Source organism: Martinezella miluonensis (genome assembly GCF_900094545.1).
GTDB lineage: Bacteria > Pseudomonadota > Alphaproteobacteria > Rhizobiales > Rhizobiaceae > Rhizobium > Rhizobium miluonense.
This window is the reverse complement of record NZ_FMAH01000030.1, coordinates 66,005-85,807: the sequence shown is the minus strand read 5'-3', so window position 1 is coordinate 85,807 and position 19,803 is coordinate 66,005. Positions and strand designations below refer to the sequence as shown.

Annotated in this window: 19 protein-coding genes; 7 read left to right on the top strand and 12 right to left on the bottom strand. The window is 60.9% G+C overall.

Annotated features, from left to right (window positions below; all coding sequences use genetic code 11):
- Positions 1–1,105: autotransporter outer membrane beta-barrel domain-containing protein (locus GA0061102_RS21940; RefSeq protein WP_139115074.1), on the top strand; the 1,105-nt coding region annotated here is incomplete at its 5' end.
- A 264-nt stretch (positions 1,106–1,369) separates the two neighbouring features.
- On the opposite strand, the gene GA0061102_RS21935 is transcribed toward GA0061102_RS21940, so the two are convergent.
- Together GA0061102_RS21935 and GA0061102_RS21930 are read right to left on the bottom strand one after the other, a co-directional pair.
- On the bottom strand, positions 1,370–2,353 hold the full coding sequence (locus GA0061102_RS21935; RefSeq protein WP_092853167.1) for a pyridoxamine 5'-phosphate oxidase family protein: 984 nt from the start codon (positions 2,351–2,353) through the stop codon (positions 1,370–1,372).
- Positions 2,350–2,961 carry a glutathione S-transferase family protein gene (locus GA0061102_RS21930; protein ID WP_092853165.1) on the bottom strand — a complete coding sequence of 204 codons (612 nt, stop codon included), beginning with the start codon at positions 2,959–2,961 and terminating at the stop codon, positions 2,350–2,352. The genes GA0061102_RS21935 and GA0061102_RS21930 overlap by 4 nt, the downstream gene beginning before the upstream one ends.
- A 117-nt stretch (positions 2,962–3,078) precedes the next feature.
- On the opposite strand from GA0061102_RS21930, the gene GA0061102_RS21925 reads away from it, so the two are divergent.
- Together GA0061102_RS21925 and GA0061102_RS21915 are read left to right on the top strand one after the other, a co-directional pair.
- The gene (locus tag GA0061102_RS21925) at positions 3,079–3,996 is read left to right on the top strand and encodes a LysR family transcriptional regulator (RefSeq protein ID WP_092853163.1); all 918 of its coding nucleotides are present in this window, start codon (positions 3,079–3,081) and stop codon (positions 3,994–3,996) included.
- A gap of 266 nt (positions 3,997–4,262) precedes the next feature.
- Complete coding sequence (locus GA0061102_RS21915) at positions 4,263–5,459, top strand: MFS transporter (protein ID WP_092853159.1); 1,197 nt, start codon at positions 4,263–4,265, stop codon at positions 5,457–5,459.
- A gap of 325 nt (positions 5,460–5,784) precedes the next feature.
- Here the strand turns inward: GA0061102_RS21915 and GA0061102_RS21910 are convergent, their stop codons facing one another.
- From GA0061102_RS21910 to GA0061102_RS21865, 10 genes are all read right to left on the bottom strand, one after another.
- On the bottom strand, positions 5,785–6,561 hold the full coding sequence (locus GA0061102_RS21910; protein WP_092853157.1) for an amino acid ABC transporter ATP-binding protein: 777 nt from the start codon (positions 6,559–6,561) through the stop codon (positions 5,785–5,787).
- A 1-nt stretch (position 6,562) separates the two neighbouring features.
- Positions 6,563–7,225 carry an amino acid ABC transporter permease gene (locus GA0061102_RS21905; protein WP_092853155.1) on the bottom strand — a complete coding sequence of 221 codons (663 nt, stop codon included), beginning with the start codon at positions 7,223–7,225 and terminating at the stop codon, positions 6,563–6,565.
- Positions 7,225–7,872, bottom strand: coding sequence for an amino acid ABC transporter permease (locus tag GA0061102_RS21900; RefSeq protein ID WP_092853153.1), 648 nt, complete (start codon positions 7,870–7,872; stop codon positions 7,225–7,227). The genes GA0061102_RS21905 and GA0061102_RS21900 overlap by 1 nt, the downstream gene beginning before the upstream one ends.
- A 57-nt stretch (positions 7,873–7,929) precedes the next feature.
- A complete protein-coding gene (locus GA0061102_RS21895; protein ID WP_092853151.1) occupies positions 7,930–8,748 on the bottom strand; it encodes a transporter substrate-binding domain-containing protein in 819 nt (272 codons plus the stop codon).
- Between the two features lie 344 nt (positions 8,749–9,092).
- A complete protein-coding gene (locus GA0061102_RS21890) occupies positions 9,093–10,241 on the bottom strand; it encodes a M20 aminoacylase family protein (RefSeq protein WP_092853149.1) in 1,149 nt (382 codons plus the stop codon).
- Positions 10,238–11,458 (bottom strand): Zn-dependent hydrolase, encoded by a 1,221-nt coding sequence (locus tag GA0061102_RS21885; RefSeq protein ID WP_092853147.1) that lies wholly within the window; start codon positions 11,456–11,458, stop codon positions 10,238–10,240. The genes GA0061102_RS21890 and GA0061102_RS21885 overlap by 4 nt, the downstream gene beginning before the upstream one ends.
- Positions 11,442–12,665 (bottom strand): diaminopropionate ammonia-lyase, encoded by a 1,224-nt coding sequence (locus tag GA0061102_RS21880; RefSeq protein WP_092853145.1) that lies wholly within the window; start codon positions 12,663–12,665, stop codon positions 11,442–11,444. Before GA0061102_RS21880 ends, GA0061102_RS21885 begins: the two co-directional genes overlap by 17 nt.
- A 162-nt stretch (positions 12,666–12,827) precedes the next feature.
- Complete coding sequence (locus tag GA0061102_RS21875) at positions 12,828–13,316, bottom strand: Lrp/AsnC family transcriptional regulator (RefSeq protein WP_092853143.1); 489 nt, start codon at positions 13,314–13,316, stop codon at positions 12,828–12,830.
- A 322-nt stretch (positions 13,317–13,638) separates the two neighbouring features.
- Positions 13,639–14,355 (bottom strand): hypothetical protein, encoded by a 717-nt coding sequence (locus GA0061102_RS21870; RefSeq protein ID WP_092853141.1) that lies wholly within the window; start codon positions 14,353–14,355, stop codon positions 13,639–13,641.
- Between the two features lie 37 nt (positions 14,356–14,392).
- The gene (locus GA0061102_RS21865) at positions 14,393–15,052 is read right to left on the bottom strand and encodes a MarR family winged helix-turn-helix transcriptional regulator (protein WP_092853139.1); all 660 of its coding nucleotides are present in this window, start codon (positions 15,050–15,052) and stop codon (positions 14,393–14,395) included.
- Positions 15,053–15,327: 275 nt separating this feature from the next.
- On the opposite strand from GA0061102_RS21865, the gene GA0061102_RS21860 reads away from it, so the two are divergent.
- From GA0061102_RS21860 to GA0061102_RS21845, 4 genes are all read left to right on the top strand, one after another.
- On the top strand, positions 15,328–16,233 hold the full coding sequence (locus tag GA0061102_RS21860; protein WP_092853137.1) for a LysR family transcriptional regulator: 906 nt from the start codon (positions 15,328–15,330) through the stop codon (positions 16,231–16,233).
- Positions 16,234–16,406: 173 nt separating this feature from the next.
- Entirely contained in the window at positions 16,407–17,351 is a 945-nt protein-coding gene (locus GA0061102_RS21855; RefSeq protein ID WP_092853136.1) for an ABC transporter permease, read from the top strand.
- Positions 17,348–18,166: an ABC transporter permease gene (locus GA0061102_RS21850; RefSeq protein WP_092853134.1), complete on the top strand. Its 819-nt coding sequence runs from the start codon at positions 17,348–17,350 to the stop codon at positions 18,164–18,166. Before GA0061102_RS21855 ends, GA0061102_RS21850 begins: the two co-directional genes overlap by 4 nt.
- Complete coding sequence (locus GA0061102_RS21845; protein ID WP_092853132.1) at positions 18,163–19,803, top strand: ABC transporter ATP-binding protein; 1,641 nt, start codon at positions 18,163–18,165, stop codon at positions 19,801–19,803. Before GA0061102_RS21850 ends, GA0061102_RS21845 begins: the two co-directional genes overlap by 4 nt.

Sequence of the window (19,803 nt, the reverse complement as noted above, 5' to 3'; positions counted from 1 at the left end):
CTGGTATCTGCACTATACGCCGAACCCGGCCTATTCCGGCCAGGTCCGCGTCGGCTACAAGCTCGTCAGCGCGCTCGGAGCCTCCAACACCGGCACGGTCACCTATAATATCAGCTATGACGCCGGCAAGGTTGCCGAGGATATCGACGGGCTGGTGCATGGCTTCGTCCAGGCCCGGCAGAACATGATCGCCAACACGATCGAGGTGCCGGGCCTGCTGCAGCGCCGGCAGATGCTCAAGGCGACCGATCCGATCACCGCACGCATGATGCCGTCGCAAGAGGGCATGACGCTCGGCTTCTCGACCAGCCTGTCGCAGATACGGGCGGCCGGCGGCGATGCGGATGCGGCATCCGCTCCCTTCAACGTCTGGATCGGCGGCGCCTTCCTGACCCATAACGACAAGAACAGGAACGACAGCACCAGCAAGTGGGGCAGCTTTGCCATGATCAACATGGGGGCGGACTATCTGCTCTCCGACCGGGCCTTGATCGGGCTGTCGTTCCACTATGACCGGATGACGGATCCGGCCGATCAGGATGCCAAACTGACGGGCAATGGCTGGCTTGCCGGCCCCTATGCCTCGATCGAGATCGGCAAGGGCGTGTTCTGGAACGGCAGCCTGCGCTATGGCGGCTCGAACAACACGATCAACACCCAGTTCTGGAACGGCAGCTTCAAGACGACGCGCTGGATGGCCGATACCTCGATCGACGGGCAGTGGACCCTCGACGAGGACACGACGATCTCGCCGAAATTGCGGATGATCTACTTCTCCGAAACGGTCGCGGATTACACGGTCAAGAACGGCGCCGGCGATGCCATCACCATCAACGGCTTCGACGAGGAGCAGTTCCGCGTCAGCCTCGGCGCCGAGATCGCCCGGTCCTTCCTGCTCGAAAGCGGCGCCAAGCTGACGCCGAAGCTCGGCATCACCGGCGGCTTCTCCGGCCTCGACGGCTCCGGCGCCTTCGGTGCCCTCACCGCCGGCTTCACGCTGCAGACCGCCAACTTCTGGATGCTCGACACCAGCATCCTCCTCAACATCGAGGGCGACGGCCAGAAATCCGTCGGCGCAAAAGTCGCCGCTGCCAAGAAGTTCTAAAGCAGGCACAGGCACAGGCACAAACGCAGTCGCAAACGCACGCAAATACGAACACACACCAGGATCGCCTCCGCCTGGGATTGCGGAGGCGCAAACTTGGCTCTTCGCCTGGTCCATCCGGCACATCAAGATCCTATAGAAAGGTGTCATGCCGGTCTTGATCGGCGTTGCCCTCGAGCGATGATGTTTGAGCGAGATGCGTCACAGCGCGATCCCAGACGGCAATAGCTTTGTTTAGTGCGTTTTCGGGTTGCCGCAGTTGACCTAGGATCTCGGATCCGGGTGGTCCCACATACCCGTTGCCAGAGTGAATGGCGACCACTCGGTCATTTCATATCGGATCGGGAGGGCATCCGGTCGCCAGATCACGCGTCGAGGTCGGAAACGCCAATAGCGTTCGGCACCCTTAAGGGAGAGGTCCGATGCGTAATCGAACAGAATCTCGGCATCGCCGGTCATCTGCAGGAGCCCGCCCGAGGCAAAGTCCACGAATGTTAGGCCGGCTTTTTGGTTCACGGCGATGTTCCCGAGGGTGCTGAAGAAGCGATTCCCAATAAAATCGGGAATTGTCAGCGAACCATCTCCACCGACATGCACGAAGCCAGCTTGCCCACCGCGATGGGAGACGTCGACGCGCCGTTTGCCGTGATCTTCGAAGTAGGATGCCACAAAGAAAGTGTCGGCCTGTTCGATGAGAGTACGTGCAGTGTTGTCGAGCGTCGAACTGAGATGCGGCGGAGCGATCGTTACCTGCGTTGGCTCCCGGGTGAATCGGACGTCTCTCGTCTGGATATACTTTGGACAATTGCCAAAGCTCTCACCGACCATCAGATCAAATCCATCGGCGCGTCGATGTAACGTACCATTCAGCCGGTTCCGGCGGCGCGTGCTTAGATCGATGCCGAGAAGTGCGATTTCTTGGCCATCTTCCATTCCTGCTTCTGCAGGGTCGGCTGTCTCTCTGACGAGAGTGGCACTTAGCCGATACGGATCATCCGTGTAGAGAAAGCCAGGCCGTCCGGCGCGCAGCGTCGCCCAGGCATCGCCTGCTGCATCGACCGCGCCGAGGACGACCATGGGCAGGAGCGGATAGAATTCGCGATGCTGATCGATCAAGTGATCGCGGATCACTTTCCGGCCGATCTCGTTCATGCGTGCTTCGACACCGACCGACCGCTGCAAGCGGATTTCGCCGTCATGCCAAGGAGAGGGTAGGGAAGAGGTGTCACTCGTCGATAAGTCTGTCATGCCGCCAACCCGACCGGTGTCTTCTGGAATTCGATGAAACCTGGCAGCGCCTCTATTCGCGCAAGCCAGGCGCGGATGTGCGGATACGGCGCCAAGTCGACATCTCCCTCCGGCGCGCGGGCCAAATAGCTGTAAAGCGCGACATCGGCGATTGTCGGTCTATGTGTGGCGACCCAGTCGCGGCCATTGAGAGCAGCCTCGATCAGCGTCAGGATGGCATGGGCACGCGGAATGACTTCTTCAGCGCGAAGCGGTGCGTTAAAGACATTGATCAGGCGTGCCATCGCCGGGCCATAGGCGATCTGGCCGGCCGCTACAGAAAGCCAGCGCTGAACGGTTGCGCTGCCAATCGGATCTTCAGGCAACCAGTCAGTCCGTCCCATCTTCTTGGCGATATAGACAAGAATGGCATTGGAGTCCGAGACAATCGTTCCCTCGTCATCGAGAACAGGCAACTGCCCAAAGGGATTGAGCGCAAGAAAATCCGGTTGCTTGTGTGCCTTGACCAGAAGATCGACCATCACGAGTTCATGTTCGACTCCAAGCAGCGACAAAAACAGTCGGGCGCGATGCGAATGACCGGAAAGTGGGTGGTAGTAGAGCTTCATGCCTGCCTCCTGAGAAATGACTGAAGGCATCGTGGCTGTTAACAGGCTTGACGATAACCATTGAAATAAGCAGGTGACCATTTCATAATCTGAAATGATAGGAATGAGGTTGTTCGCATGGACCGGTTACAGGCAATGCGCATTTTTGCGCAGGTCGTCGAGAGTGGTGGTTTTGCACCCGCTGCCAAGATGTTGCATATGAGCGCGCCATCGGTGACCCGCGCAGTCGCCCAATTGGAAGATAGTATCGGCACCCGCCTTCTGGTGCGAACAACCCGTTCGATGAAGCTAACTTCGGCCGGCGAAGGATATGCGGCTGACTGCCGGCGAATCCTTGCCGAGATTAGCGAAGCGGAAGCCAATGCAGCCGGGAGTTACACCCAGCCGGCTGGGGTGCTGACGGTGACCGCCCCGGTGCTTTTCGGGCGAATTCACGTGCTTCCGGTCATTCTCGATTTCCTTCGGCTCTATCCGAACATGCAGGTCAAAACCATTTTCGTCGACAGAGTGACCAATCTGGTCGAGGAGGGCTTGGATATCGCCGTTCGTATCGCAGCGCTGCCCGATTCAGGGTTGATCGCTCGTCGCGTTGGCTCCATCAGGCAGGTACTTTGCGGATCCCCGGACTATCTTGCCACTTTTGGCGAGCCGCAAACTCCAGGAGATTTGCGGCACCATGAATTCATCGGTCGCGACGGTCTATTCGGCCAGGCGGAATGGCTATTTGGAAGAGCTCACAATATTCGTGTTCCGATCAACGCTTCCCTGATCTGCAATACGAATGACACCGCGATTGCGGCTGCGGTCGCGGGCGTCGGGTTGTCGCGGTTCCAGTCCTATCAGGTGGCGGATGACGTGAAGGCGGGCAGACTGAAGATCGTTCTGGCAGAATACGAGCGGGAACCCGTGCCGATTCATCTCGTCCACGGCGAGGGGCACATGGTCTCGGCAAGGGTCCGAGCTTTCATGGATTTCGCAGCCCGCCATCTGCAGCGACAGGCGAATGCGAGGACTCCCCAGGAAGCGAGCTTCTGATCGTGAAGGCTTTAATCGGTATCGGCTCGGGAGATCATGGCGCTAACATTCTCTCTACCGCGCTGGTCCAAATATACGGTCGTTGCTGCAGCAGCCGATATTGCCTGCCTTCATCTGACAAGACCGGTTTTCGCGCTTGACGAGCATCTTACCTTGATGTGTATATGTATATACATCATCGGCGATGCTAGACATGCATAGAGCACGCGTTTTGCCAACCGGCTTCCAGGTTACTGCGAAATACGCATGATCATCGGAGTTCATACATGCTGCAATCCAACGAAGACGCTCTCGACTCTCGACATGGCTGGCGGGTTGTTGGCGGAGCGCACGCTATTACAGCCATTACCTTCGGCTCCGCCTACGCTTTCTCTGCCTTGTTTCCGGGTTTGTCGGCTGAGTTCAATGCATCGCGAGGCGAGATCGCGCTTGTCTTCTCGATCGCCGCATTTCTCTTTTACGCGCTGGGCGCCATTGCCGGCCCACTTGCCGATCGCTGGTCTACCCGCCGGCTCGTCGCTGCAGGTCTCATCGCAATGGCCGCGGGCTATGTCGTTGCCAGTCAGGCGACTTCTCTCCTCGGACTTTATATCGCTTACGGGGTCGGTGTTGGCCTCGGCATAGGACTTTCCTATGTACCGGTGATCGGTGCCGTCCAATCCTGGTTCCAGACAAAACGCGCGAAAGCTTCCGGCATCGCTACGGCCGGCCTCGGGCTCGGCACGCTGCTGCTGCCTTTCGCCGTCGCCAAGCTCATCCCGGTGATCGGCTGGCGTGGCTCTTTTCTGATGCTCGCGGCGGTGATCGCCGTAATAGGTCCTCCAGCCATGATGCTGGTTCGCCGACGTCCGGCCAACAGCAGAGCGAATGCATTGCCGCCCACGCTCCTCAGTCCATTGACTGCCTGGAGCAAGCCTGGATTCCCCCTTTTCTATCTCGTGATCGTCCTTGGTTCCTTCTGCATCTTCATCCCCTATGTTCACATTGTGCCGGCAGCACACGACCTCGGACTGTCACTCGACTCAGGAACCGCGCTGATTGCGCTGATCGGCGTAGGCAATGTGTTTGGACGCTTCGTCCTCGCAGGTTTCGGTGACCGCATCGGCTCGGTGCGCTTGCTTGCGCTTCTCACCGCCGTGGTAGCAGGTTCCTTTATCCTCTGGGCCTTTGCCGCCAATTTCGTGATGCTCGCCATCTTCGCCGTTATTTTCGGCGCCGCCTACGGCGGATGCGTCGGTCTTTATCCAGCCGTCGCCGCCGAACTTTTCGGTACGCCGAATATCGGCGCCTTGCTCGGCTATCTTTACACCGGCGTCGGAATTGCCGCACTGCTCGGCCCCACCCTAGCCGGCTTCGTCTTCGACCGTACGGGCACCTATCTCGGCCCGATCACCGCGAGTGCCATCGCCGCCGCCATCGCTGCGATCTTTACCCTCAAGCTGCATCGGGCGGAGGGAAAATGATCTTCAGAACGTCACCGGTCTGCGGCGGCAGCTATAGTGCTGCCGGCATCCTGGCTGATGTTCACGCGAGAATGGGTACCTGGCCGCGGTGGCAACCGCCGACTTTACGTTCCGGTGTTACGCTTCCATGCCGGTGCTGAACGCATAGCGAAAGGCTCGGTCGGCGTGCCGGTCCGCCAGGCGAAGTTGCCAGAGCAATTCCAGGAAAAGTGCGCAGCGGCTTTCCGTCCGAAATTGCGTAAAAACAATAAGTTAGAGCGGTCCTCAGATTCCGTAAAGAGCTGAACCGCTCTAGCGGATCGCCATCGACGATCGTAAACCTTGCTCAGAAGCTATTGCGTTCGTGATACGTGCGCAGGAAGGCCTGGATGCGTGCGTCCTCGGGTTGATGCAGGATCCGGGAAGGGGCGTCGACCCCGACCAGCACGCCCTTTTCCATGAAGGCGACCTGATCGGCGACATGTGCGGCGAAGCCCATTTCATGGGTGACGACGACCATGGTCATGCCTTCGGAGGCGAGGGTCTTCATGACGCTCAGCACCTCGCCCACCAGCTCCGGGTCGAGCGCCGAGGTCGGTTCGTCGAACAGCATCAGGCGCGGCTCCATCGCAATCGCGCGGGCAATCGCCACGCGCTGCTGCTGGCCGCCCGACAGGCGCGAGGGGTGGTTGGCCATCTTGTCGCTGAGCCCGACCTTCTTCAACGCCTCGGCGGCACGCCCCTCGGCTTCGGATTTCGGCAGGCCACGCACGCGCATCAGCCCTTCGGCCACGTTCTGCAGCGCAGTCATGTGCGGCCAGAGGTTGAACTGCTGGAACACCATGCCGATAGAACGGCGCATTTCGCGCAGCTTGCGCCCCAGCATCCTGGCGCCACCTGGGGCAACGTAGCCGATCAACTGCCCGTCGATGGTGATCTCGCCGGAATCATATTCCTCGAGGAAGTTGATGCAGCGCAGCAGCGTGGACTTGCCCGAGCCCGACGGCCCGATCAGGCAGGTGACCTTGCCCGGCGGGATAGAGAGGTCCACGTCCTTCAACGCCTGGAAAGGACCGTAATACTTATTGATCTTGCGGATCTCGACGGATGACGCGGCAAGCATCTTACGTCCTTTCGATCAGATGTTTCGTGATGCGCGCTTCCAGCAGTCGGCCAAAGCGCGAGATGATTTCGACCAGCGCCCAGAAGAACAGCGCCAGCACCAGGTTTGCCTCGAGGTAGCGGAACGTCTCGGTGGACATGCGCTGCACCGAATACATCAGCTCCGGCACGGTGATGATCGACAAAATCACCGTTTCCTTGGTCAGAATGATCGAGAAGTTGACCAGAGCCGGCAGCGCCGAGACGAGGCCGAGCGGCAGCAGGATCCGCCGCACGATGTTCGGCTCCGACATGCCGATTGCGCGCGCCGCCTCGAGCTGGCCCAGCGGCACGGCGTTGAAGCCCGAGCGGAAGATTTCCGCGAAATACGGGCTGCCGTAGATGGTTAATCCCAGCAGTCCGGCGGGTAGCGCTTCCAGCCGCAGCCCGAGCAGCGGGCCGCCGTAGTAGAGCATGAAGAGCTGCACCAGGAAGGGCGTCCCGCGGATGATCTCGATATAGGCCTGGATCAGCCAGCCGAGCAGGCGCGGTCCGTAGCGCTGTATCAGCGCGATGGCCAGCCCCAGCGCCATGCTGAAGATGGTGCCCAGCGCCCAGCATAGGATGGTGAGGCTGAAGCCGTTCAGCAGGATCGGCCAATATTGCAACAGGATGCTCAAGTCCATTACACGGTCATCCTGTGTTCGAGATAGCGCCCCAATGCCGCGAGGCAGAGGTTGATGACCAAGTAGATGCAAGCCGCCGCGAGATAGACTTCGAGCGGGCGAAAGGTCGTCCCGGCCTGCGCCTGGCTGGCGCGCGTCACCTCGAGTATGCCGACCACGGAGACCAGCGAGGATGCCTTGACCAGCAGGATCATCTCATTGACCAGCGCCGGCAGCGAGATCTTGACTGCTTGCGGCAGGATGATCCGGGTCCAGATGTCGCGCGGCCCCATGCCGATGGCGGTGGCCGCCTCGGACTGCCCAGGCGGTAGGGCCATGATGGCGCCGCGCCAGATTTCGGAAACATAGGCGCTGGAACAGATGCCGACCGTGACCACGGCGGCGACCATGGCCGGCACGTTGATGCCGATGACGGGCAAAAGATAATAGCACAGTAGCAGCTGCACAAGCAGCGGAACGCCGCGCAGGAAACTGACCCAAAGCGCCGCGAAACGGCGCAGCCAAACCGAACGCGAGAGGCCGGCGGCGCAGATGAGCGCGCCAATGACCAGCCCGAGCCCAATGCCCAGCAGAGAAACGAGCAGCGTATAGCGCGCCGCCCAGAAGAGCGGCCCGAAGCTGCCCACAAAAGTCGAGATGGAGAACATCAAGGTTCCGTTTGGCCGGGGCGCGCGGGCGGGATCGCTCCCGCCCGCGGCACGTCGTTACTTGGTCGGAACTTCGCGCGGCAGCGCGGTGTAGGTGCCCAGCCACTTCTCCTGGATGGCCTTGACACGACCGTCATCCGTCATCTTCAGCAGCGCGTCGTTGATGGCCTTGACATAGCTTTCGCTATCCTTGTCCTTGCGCAGAACCCAGGCGAAATAGGTCGGCTGGCCGAAGGTCGCGGGCTCGAACAGGGCGAAGGTCTCCGGACGGGCCTTCACCAGATAGGCGAGGTTCGGCAGCGAGCCGGCGACCGCGTCGAGACGGCCGGCGGCAAGATCGGCATAGGCCTCGTCGGTGGTGCCGTACTCCTTGACGGTCACGCCACCCAGCTTTTCGCCAAAGGCTTGTAGCTGCTTGAACTGCGCGGTGCCCTGCTGGACGCCGACGGTCTTGCCCTTGATGTCTTCTGGCTTCTTCAGGCTGGTGTTGCCGGCGGCATGGACCAGCGCGACCGTCGCGTCGGCGATCGGCAGGCTGAAGGCGTAGCGCTGCAGGCGCTCAGGCGTGATGGTTACCGGAGCGATCACGATGTCGAACTTCTTGACCTCGAGGCCGGGCAGTTCGGCGGTCCAGGGAATGTCCTGATAGACCGGCTCTGCGCCGATCTGCTTGGCCACGCCATCGAAGAGATCCTTCGTCATGCCCTGATAGTTGCCGTCCACCAACATGTCGAACGGCGCGTAGTGCATGTCGGTTGCCGTGGTGATCTTGCCCGCAGCCTTCACGTCGGAAAGCTGGTCGGCTAAGGCCGGCACAGTCAGACCCAATGCGGCTACGCCCAACAGGGCGGATTTAAGAGTTCTGGAAAGTGTCATTTCGTAGTCTCTCCCCTCATGGACTGTTTGGCGCATATCGCCTGACGGATAGTTATTAAGCATTTCCATGCGCGCCGCCAGATGTCGACGGCGCGCATGGAAGATGAAAAAGCTCTGTTGCAAAAAAAGCTATTGGGGCGATCCGGTGCGCGGATGATCTGAGGCAGTTTTTTTCATCAGCGATCGTAAGCTGCGGCATCTGGTTCAGAGATGTAGGCGACGTAGTTGCCGGTCAGCGCGAGTTTTTCACGGGATGCAGGGAGTTGGTCTCGACACGGCCGTGCGTCTTGGCAAAGCGCCAGCTATGCTGGACCTCGAGGAGGCGGCGGATCAGCAAGGCTCTGCTACTGCACCGGCAGGCGGCGTCTCACGGTGGCGGCGTGCACCTGCGCGCCGTGGATCAAGGCTGCGTCGTTGAAGTCATAGCCGGGATTGTTGAGGGGCGGGCAGTTTTCGCCGTTGCCGATGAATGCGTAGCAACCGGGAGCGTGGGCGAGGAACCGCGCGAAGTCCTCGGAGCCGGTCATCGGTTCTGGGCGGGTTGCCACCGCCCGCGAGATCGAGCTGACTGCGGCCATCATCTCGGCGGCAAGGCTGGCGTCATTGATCGTCGGAACAAATTCCCTTGTGTATTCCACTTCGACCTCCACGCCATGCCCTTCGGCGACGCCCCGTGCAATCCGGCGCATTTCCGCCTCGATGCGCGCCGAGACCTCGGGATGGAAACTCCTGCAGTCCCCCAAGACGCGAGCCTTGCTCGGCAAGGCATTGCGCGTTCCGTCCGTCAGCAGTTCCGTGACTGAAACGACGGCGATTTCCGCGGGGCTCAGGCGGCGGGCGACAATGGTCTGCAACTCGAGGACCAGCGAACAGGCCGGGACCATGACCTCGCGTCCCCAGTCCGGCCGGGAGGCGTGGCCGCCCTTGCCCTTCAGCGTGATCTCGAAAATGTCTTCCGCCGACATGATCGCACCGGCCCGCGTCTCGAAATGTCCGACCGGCAGGCCGGGCATATTGTGGAGGCCATAGACTTCGTCGAACGGGAAGCGCTCCATCAGGCCGTCGTCCAGCATGGCGCGTGCGCCCTGGCCCCATTCCTCGGCGGGTTGGAACAGAAAGCGGACCGTTCCGTCAAAGCCGCCTTCTTCGGCGAGGAGTTGCGCGGCGCCGAGCAGCATCGCCGTGTGTCCGTCATGCCCGCAGGCATGCATGGTGCCGGGCTTGGTCGAAGTCCAGGCCGCGCCTGTGGCTTCGGTGATGCGCAGAGCATCCATGTCGGCCCGCAGCGCGATCGCGCGGTTCGACGTTCCGCGCCGTAGTGTCCCGACGACGCCGGTGCCGCCGACACCTTCCGCAACATCGATGCCAAAAGCTCGCAGGGTTTCGGCGACGAAGGCTGCGGTCCGGTTTTCCTCGAAGCCGAACTCGGGATGGCGATGAAGATCACGCCGCCACTCGGTCATCTGCGCGTGAAGGTTTTTGAGGTCGGTCATCGGCTGAATTTCCTTGCAACGTCGAGGAGCACGTTGGCGCCTGCAATCAGATCGGCGTCGGCGGTGTATTCGGCCGGATTGTGGCTGATGCCACCCTTTGAGGGTACGAAGATCATGGCGGCGGGAGCGATACGGACGATCATCTGCGCGTCGTGACCGGCCCCCGACGTCATGCGCCGGCACACGAGCTGGCGTTCAGCCGCGGATGCCTCGATAGCGGCGACGATTTCCGGCGCAAAGGTCACCGGTTGGAAGCGGGCCAGGCGCTCGGTCGTCACCTCGAAGCCTTCGCTGCGCAGCCCATTCAAGAAAGTATCGAGGGCAACTTCCTGGCCTTTGAGCCGCTCCTCATCGGGATTGCGGAGATCGACAGTGAAGATTGCGCTCGACGGAATGACGTTGATCGCATTGGGTTCGAAGCGGATGGTGCCGACGGTCGCGACCGCGCCTTGCGTATCTCGGGCAAGCCTGTCGAGAAAGGCAAGCGTCTGTGCGGCGGCGACGCCTGCGTCGCGGCGCATCACCATGGGCGTGGTGCCTGCGTGGTTTGCCATGCCGCCGATGGTCACCTTCTGCCAGGAAATACCCTGGAGATTTTCGACAGCGCCGATCGGCTGGCCTTCGGCCTCGAGGATCGGCCCTTGCTCGACATGCAACTCGACATAGGCATGGGGCTTGAGAAAGCCCGGTTCGCGGCTTCCTGCATAGCCGATGCGGTGCAGTTCCGCACCGAGTGTCGTGCCGTCGGTGCCAACAATGGCAAGCGCATCGTCCGTCGCAAGGCCGCCAGCGGCGACGAGGCTGCCCATCATATCAGGTGCGTAGCGCACCCCTTCTTCATTGGTAAAGGCGACGACCGTCAGCGGGCGCGAAGGGCGCAGGCCAGCCTGTTGCATGGCCTCTATGACGGCAAGGCCCGATAAGACGCCGTAGCAGCCATCGTAGATGCCGGCATCAATAACTGTATCGATGTGTGATCCCATAACCATGGGATTGCCAGAGACCCCGTCCGGCTCCCAGATGCCGTAGATATTGCCGATACGGTCGATCTCGATCCTCAGTCCCGCTTGCCTCAGCCAGCCGCAGAGGAGATTGCGTCCCGCGCGGTCGGCATCGGAAGCGGCAATGCGGCAAAGGCGGCCGGCTTCGTCGCGTCCGGTGGCTCCAAGCTCCTTGAGACGGGCGAGCAGACGTGCAGCGTCAATTGCGATCGTCATACGGGGCTCCTTTCAGGACGGCTTCCGCGCTATGTCCGACAATGCTCTCGTAAAGTGCAGGGTCTGTGGCGCCCTCGGTGTTGACGACGAGAACCCGCGCCTGCGAGTTGAGGCCAATCTTTGCCGCAAGCTCTTGATCACGAAGGACCGTCAGGACGCCGGCCAGACCCGCGCCCCCACTTTCCCCTGCAACCACGGGCGGGTCGCCCGCAACGGGCAAGGCCAGCAGGCGCATCACTTCCGGCGCGCTATCTTCATCGACGGTCATGAAGCCATCAGCCACCCGTTCGAGGATGCGGAAGGCGACGATCGAGGGCTCGTAGCATTCCAGCATTGCCATGACGGTCGGCTCTGTCTCTTCCACCTTGACCGTATGGCCGGCCTTGACGCTTTCATAGAGGCAGGCGGCACGGGCCGGTTCAACCACCGTAACATGGGGGCGTTTGTCGCCGAGTGCGATTGCCGTATGTCCGGCAACGGCAGCGGCAAAACCGCCGACGCCGGCTTGCAGGAAGACGTGGGTTGGTGGTTGCGGTAGCGCGGCACAGATCTCTCGCACCATCGCCGTGTAGCCCTGCGTAACGAGACCGGGGACGTATTCGTAGCCGGGCCAGGAGGTGTCGGAGAGAATCGTCCAGCCCTGCTCAGTGGCGACGCGCGCCGCCTCGGCTACGGAAAAGTCATAATTGCCGTCGATCCGCACCATTTCAGCGCCGAAGCGCGCGATGGCCTGAACGCGCGCATCGCTGACGCCGGAATGGACGAAGATCACGGCGCGTGCGCCCATGAGCGCAGCGCCCTGGGCAACAGAGCGGCCGTGGTTGCCGTCGGTTGCGCAGGCGAAAGTCATGGTGGCGGCGATGGCGCGGACCTCCTCCGACATAAGCTCGTCGATAGTGACCTTGCGTTTAAGGCGGCGCTCGGCTTCTTCCTGCACCAGGATCATCAGTGCGTACGCACCGCCCAGCGCCTTGAACGAACCCAGCCCCAGGCGAAAGCCCTCGTCTTTGACATGCAACGAGCCGAGCCCCAGTTCCTCGGCAAGGCCGGGAAGGGCATGAAGCGGCGTTGCATCATTGTTTTCGCGGAGCGCAAGAACTTGCGCCACCCGGTCTGCCGCTGCAAGGCCAAGTGTTTCAGCATCGCGCGCATCCAGAGGCTGCCGGTATGCCGGCATGGCGTTCGTCAGATAGGGCGTGGCACGCATCGGCATCTCCTCGGTCCGGACATCTGATTGAACAATATTTCAAGAGAGGCGAGAGAGGCGCTGTATTTCAGTGATTTCGATGCAATTTTGTCTCGTTTCTGGCTGGTCTGGCTGACTTTTGGTTCGCGGCGCAGTGCGCATCTCGCAAGCGGAAATGCGATCTCACTCCAAGGGAACGCTCAGTCCCACCTTGACGCGTTCCATGGAGACGAAAGTCCGGAAGCGCTTCACGTTGTTGTTGCCGAAGAACAGCTTTCGCGTCAGCGCCTCATAGTCCGGCATGGTGCGCACGATGATGATCAGGATGAAATCAGCTTCGCCGGTGACATAGTAGCATTGCTGCACCTCCGGTGCCGCGGAGAAGGAGCGTTTGGCGGCCTCGTAAAGCTCCGCCCGCTCGCTTTCCATCTCCACTTCGACGAAGAGCGTGATCGATTGATCGACCTTCGCGGGATCGACGAGTGCGACATTGGCCTGGATGACGCCAAACTCCTCCATGCGCTTGATGCGGCGCTGAACGGCTGGCGCGGAGAGATGGATCATCTCTGCAATGGTTCGCTGCGGCGTCTTGTTGTCGCGCTGCAGAACGTCGAGAATCTTCAGGTCCAGCCGGTCCAGCTCGGCGGAGCCATGTTTCGGCTTTTCGGTCATGTCTAAAGCGCTTTCTGCAACAAAATTGCATTTATACGCCTGTATGAAGGCGTAGGTCTCAGTCTGCGCTCAATGTTATTTCATTGGCCGATGCAAGTCTTTCATTTCACCGGAACATTTGCCGCGCTGATGGATAGACTACAACCACACGTTTGGCACGGTGCGGAAGGCGGATTTGATCTGGCCAAAGTGCCTTTCGACCGCTCCTGTTGCATTGCTGGGATCAATAAGGGTAATTCTGCTCATGTTCTTTCTCTCTATTAGCCTGGAGGGGAGAATATGCCGGTTCGCCGATGGCAGTTGGCGAACCGGCGCGACAAGATCACTTGGCCGGCTCGACCTTGCCGGGAAGGCTGAGGCTTCCGGAAGCGACCTTGAAGACGTTGTCGACGCATAAGAGCGGCGCATGCAGGTTGCCGTTGACCTTGAGGCCCGCGGCGACGCCGTCGAAGGAGGCACCCTTGATGGCGCCGATCAGCGAAAGCGGGATTTCGACATTGACCGTGTCGCCCGTGAAGGTCGTCGGATATTCCGGACTATCGATCAACAGCGGCACGCCCGGCCATGTCTTCGGAACCTTGGGCTTCGCGCCCGCCGGAATGTCCACGACCTTGAGCCCGCCGCCGCAGGCCTTGTCCTTGGCCAAGACGACCCAGTGCGGATGCCAGATGTGGCGGTTCTTGCCGCCGCTGGCGGCGTCGTCGAAATCCGGATGGAAGGTGACGGCCAGCGCCACGATACCCTGCTTTTGGTCGAAGCCAATCTCGCCGCTGTCGAGGCTGGTCGGCCAGACATAGGCGTAGACGCTGGAACCTTCGAACTTGCCGGCGGCATCGGGCTTGTCCTTGCCGGCCTCGCCGCGCACCCGCGTCGAAAAGACGGCGGTGTCGCCCTTGGTCGTGATTTTCGTCTCGATGATATCGAAGGATGCCTGGACAGCCTGGTTCGGCTCGGCCTTCACCGGGTGCGCGTTCGCCGGCGCATGGCACAGCAAGGCCGTTCCGGCGACAAGCGTGCCGGCTATGAATGCTCTGAACATAGGGAGATCTTCCTTTCGTTTTGCCTGGAGGGTTGGTTTATCCCGCTTGGAACGTTTCCCAGGTGGCAGCCCGGGATGTGGGATCGGCTTGTTGATGATCGCGGCAATCGACACGGAGCTCACGCTGGCCGAAGGGCGCGTTCACGAAATGACAGTGATGAGGCCGGGCCGCATCGGCATGCATGAAAGGAGCGAAATATCGGCAGGTCACGCACATGCGCTGGACGGGAATTTCGCCTGCTTCCTGCAATTGCCGGATCATCTTCACGAGGGTGAGGAGCAAGGCCTCCTGCTCGCCGCCGTCCAGCGCCTTAAGAGCCTGCTCGGCAAGGCCAGGTTCACTGTCCTCAACCCTTGCGGCGGCCAGGCCCTCGGCCGTCAGCGCGACGATCACGGCCCGTCGGTCGGATTGACCGGGTTGCTTTTCGAGATAACCTTTACGCTCCAGTGCGTTGATCGAATCCGTCGCCGTTGGCTGCGACACCCCAAGATGTGCGGCAATATCCTTCACGCCGAGCCCCGCTTCACGTCCCAGCAACAAGCTGAGGATTGCCAGTTGCGTCGGGTTCAGGCCCATTCCTTTGGCTTTATTCCAATCGTCGAGACGCATCGCCATCGCAATGCGGGCTAGGCCCTCGCGGATGCGGTAGTCGATCGACACTGGGTTCTTCGGTGTTTCCATGATTTCAATATACATAGGATTCCTATTTATTCAAGCCTGAGTCGGTCAGAAATTGATGTCAGGCTGGGTCGAAAAGAGCAGCCTTGTCGGCGTGCCTGGCTCAGGCTGCTATCCAGAGCTGAGTGGCTCTGGACGATCTCATCGCGCGGCAATATACAGGCCTGCCGCTGCGTTTGAGCCGGAATCGCCGGTGATCTACTGCCTCGTCTGCGGTGAAACGCATCCTTTGGCGAAGGCGGCTGGCCTCTTCCTTCACAACAGCGCCGATTGGCCATCGGGGGGAACGGCTGATGAATATCAAGCAACTGGAAGTGCTTCGCACGCTTCTCGCCACCGGCTCGACCATCGCGGCGGCAAAAGCCATGGGGCTCAGCCAATCGGGCGTGAGCCGCATGTTGCAGCAGCTGGAAAGCGATCTTGCCATCACGCTCTTCGTCCGTGACCGTGGGCGGCTGATCGCAACACCGGAAGCGGCGGTTCTGGCGCGGGATGCAGAAAATGTGCTTCTCGCCGTCGAGCGCATGGCCGGCCATGCCGAAGATCTGCGCAACGGCGCATCCGGGCCGGAAATCGTCCGGATCGGACTACCGAGCAGCATGTGGGAGAATTTCGCTCCCGCCATGCTGATCGACTACGTCCGCGATTTTCCCGGCGTGCGCATCGAAACATTCTTCGAATCGACGACGGCGATCAACAAGCTGGTCGAGGAGCGGGTCATCGATCTCGGATTTCTAAGGATGGAAGGCGAGACGGGACCGGGCATCGACATCGAAAAGATTGCCACCGGTGAAAGCGTCTGCGTCGTCCCCAAGGATCATCCGCTGGCAGAACTCGACGAAATCACCGTCAAGAACTTGCGAAACATACCGCTCATTCTGATCGGGCGGCAGAGGCCGAACCGCATGGCACTCGATCAGGCGTTCACGCGGGCCGGGGTGAAGCAGATGGTCAAGATCGAAACCCATACCAATAGCTCCGCCTGTTCCTATGTGGCGCATGGTCTGGGGGTCACCATCATCAGCAGCTTTTACGCCAAGCTCTACCGCCATCTTCCGGTCGTGCATCGTCCCTTCGTGCCGCGTTCGACACAGGCGTTCGGGCTGGCCAAGGCAGCCGGTGTTCCGCTCTCCATTGCCGCCCAGGCTCTGAGCGACGCGCTGAAAAGGCAGATCCAGCTTTCCCAGAAGGACCGATAGGGACGCCGACGGTGTTTTCTACCGCTCGAAATTGAGACCGTGAATGCTCCAGACTTTGCATAAGTGTATGACAAAATCGCATAATATTGCGCCACTTTCCGCAATCCGTCATAGTCTCGCGCAATGAAGTCGATGGCGGTCGAGGAAAAGCGGCCACCAATCGTGGGGAACTAATGCTGAGATTTATCCTGAGTCGCCTGGTGATGGCGCTTCCGACGATCGCGCTTGTTGCCGTGACCGTATTTGCGCTGATTCGTTTCATTCCGGGCGATCCCGCCGCGCTGATGCTTGGCGACATGGCGCAGCCCGATCAGATCGCTGCGATGCGGACCGAACTCGGTCTCGACAAGTCGATGCCGCAGCAATTCGTAATCTGGGCCGGCAACGTGCTGCTGGGCGATTTCGGCAAATCGATCGTCAACGGCGAATCCGTTCTGCCGCTTGTCGCATCGCGCTTTCTCGTCAGCGCCGAGATTGTCGTCGTCGCGGTTTTCTTAGCCAGCTTGCTCGCCGTTCCGGCCGGGCTGATTGCGGCATGGCGCCAGAACGGTTTGACGGATTTGGCTCTGGTCGGAACCGCGACTGTGCTGCTCTCCATTCCCACCTTCTGGCTCGGGCTGCTGCTCCTGCTTTTCTTCGGTCTCAAGCTCGGCTGGCTGCCGGTTTTGGGCTACGTCTCGATCGGCGATAATGTCGTGGGTGGCCTGCTTTATCTCGTGCTGCCGGTCATGACGCTTGTCATTCACGAGATGGGCGTGTTGATCCGCATGGCGCGTGCGTCGACGCTGGAAGTGCTGCGTCTCGACTACATTATCCATGCACGGGCCAAGGGGCTTTCGGAAAGCGCAGTCCTTTGGCGCCACGCCTTCAAGAATGCCTTCGGTCCGACCTGGACGATGATCGGCCTCATCCTCGGCAACCTGCTCGGCGGCATCGCCGTGATCGAGACGGTGTTCACCATCCCCGGCCTGGGCCGCTTGATGGTCGACAGCATTTTCGCGCGCGACTATCCGGTCATTCAGGGCTGCCTGCTGTTCGTGTCGCTCTCCTATGTCCTGGTTAACCTCGTCGTCGACCTTCTCTATCCTCTCTTTGATCCGCGTGTGGTTGCCGAATGAAGAAGCTTGCTTTCAACGGGCTGGTCGGCGGCATTCTCGTCGCCATCCTGCTTATCACTGCCGCTGTCGGACTGTTCTGGACGCCATTCGATCCGACAAAGCTCTCCTTCACTGCGCGGCTTGCCGCACCAAGCGCCGTCCATCCGCTCGGAACCGACGAGTTCGGTCGGGATGTGCTGAGCCGGTTGATGGTCGGGGCGCGCGCGAGCGTCTGGATCGGGGCACTTACGGTCTTCCTGGCAACCGTCTGCGGCACCCTCATCGGGCTTGTCAGCGGCTATGCTCGAGGCTGGGCAGACGGCGTGATCATGGCGGTCAACAATGCGCTGCTCGCCTTTCCGGGCATTCTCCTGGCGCTCGGCCTGCTCGCAGTCTTCGGTGCCAATCAATACGGCATCATCTTCGCTCTCGGCATTGCCTATACGCCGTCCATGGCGCGTGTCGTCCGCGGCGCTGTTCTTTCCCTGCGCGAGCGCGAATTCATCGAAGCCTCGCGGGTGATGGGCAATGGCGAGCTCTACACGATGTTTCGCCATGTTTTGCCCAACTGCCTTGCGCCGATAACGGTGCTGGCGACCTCCATGTTCGGTTGGGCCATTCTGTCTGAAAGCGCGTTGTCCTTCCTTGGTCTCGGCGTGCCACCGCCGGCGCCGACCTGGGGCAATATGCTGGCCGCCGGCCGGCCGCTCATCCAGCAGGCCGTCTGGCTTGGCCTTTTCCCCGGCCTCTGCATCGCGTTGACGCTGCTTGGCATCAATCTTCTGGGCGATGCCCTCCGTGACAGGCTCGATCCGCGCATGAGAGGTCTGAAATGACATCCGAAACAGCAGGGAGCATTCTTCTCAGCGTCCGCGACCTTTCGCTCGAGGTCGTAAGATCCGGCCACAGGGTGGTCAAAGACGTCAGTTTCGATATCGCGGCGGGCGAGATCTTCGGTATCGTCGGCGAGAGCGGCTCCGGCAAGACGCTGGCGACCCGCGCGCTGATATCGCTCTTGCCGCAGGCGATCGGCGTTGTCAGCGGGTCCGTGACTTACAAGGGACGCGACGTGCTGTCGATGAAGGGCCGGGAGCTTCGTGAGTTGCGCGGTGCGGAGATCGGCGTCGTCTTTCAGGAGCCGATGACCTCACTCAATCCGTCGATGATGATTGGGCGGCAGCTGGAGGAGGGGCTTGTTCTGCACACCAGGCTCTCGCCCGATGAGCGCCGTGTCCGCATCATCGATATGCTGAAGCGCGTCGGGATCCGCGATCCGGAAGGGGCGCTCACCTCCTATCCGCACGAGTTTTCCGGCGGCATGCGCCAGCGCATCATGCTCGCCTCCGTCATGCTCCTGAAGCCGGCGCTTCTGATCGCCGATGAGCCGACCACGGCGCTCGATGCCGTCATCCAGCGCGATGTGATGGAGCTTATGGTCGAATTGACGCGGGCCGAAGGAACGGCCGTTCTGCTGATCAGTCACGATCTGCCGATGGTGGCGCGATATACGAACCGTATCGTCGTGATGGAAAAGGGCGCGGTCGTCGAGGAGGGGCGGACAGAAGATCTGCTGGAGGCGCCGCAGCATCCCTATACGAAGAAACTCCTGTCCTCGCTGCCTTTTCGCGCCGGGACCCGCCGCATCGATACTTCGCGAGCGCCAATGGTCTCCGCCCGCGACATCGTGGTCGATTATGCCAGCCGCAAGTCGCTGCTCAAGAGGGGCAGCCCGAAGCGCGCGCTGCATGGCGTCAGCGTCGATATCCATGAAGGCGAAGTTGTCGCTCTGGTCGGGGGATCGGGTTCCGGAAAGACGACGCTCGGCCGAACCATTGCCGGTCTGGTCAAGGAGAGCGGAGGCAACATTCGCTTTCAGGGTCGGTCACGCGATGAAGACTGGCGCGACTATCGCCTGAACTGCCAGATGGTGTTTCAGGATCCCTATTCCTCGCTCGATCCGCGCATGACGATCCAGGCGCTGGTCGAGGAGGCGCTCAGGCTCGTGCCGGATCTCGATAGCGATGCCAAGCGTAAGCGGGCGCTGGAAACGCTGGAAGAGGTCGGTCTCGGCGGCGACTACACGCACCGCTACCCGCATGAGCTGTCGGGCGGCCAGCGCCAGCGTGTGGCGATCGCCCGCGCCATCGCCCGACGCCCCCGTTTTCTCATTGCCGACGAACCAGTCTCAGCGCTCGACGTGACGGTCAGGGCCCAGGTCCTGGAGCTCTTCTCCAACCTGCAGAAGCGCTACGGTTTCTCGTGCCTGTTCATCAGCCACGATCTCGGTGTCGTCGAACAGGTCGCCGACCGCGTCGTCGTCATGCAGGACGGGCGCATCATCGAGGAAGGTGACCGCGATACGATTTTCGACAGTCCGAAGGAGGCCTATACGCGCCGGCTCCTTTCGGCCATTCCCGCCCTCGACCTGAATGAAAAGGGTGGCGTCACACTCAAATGGCGCCTGGAGAATTGA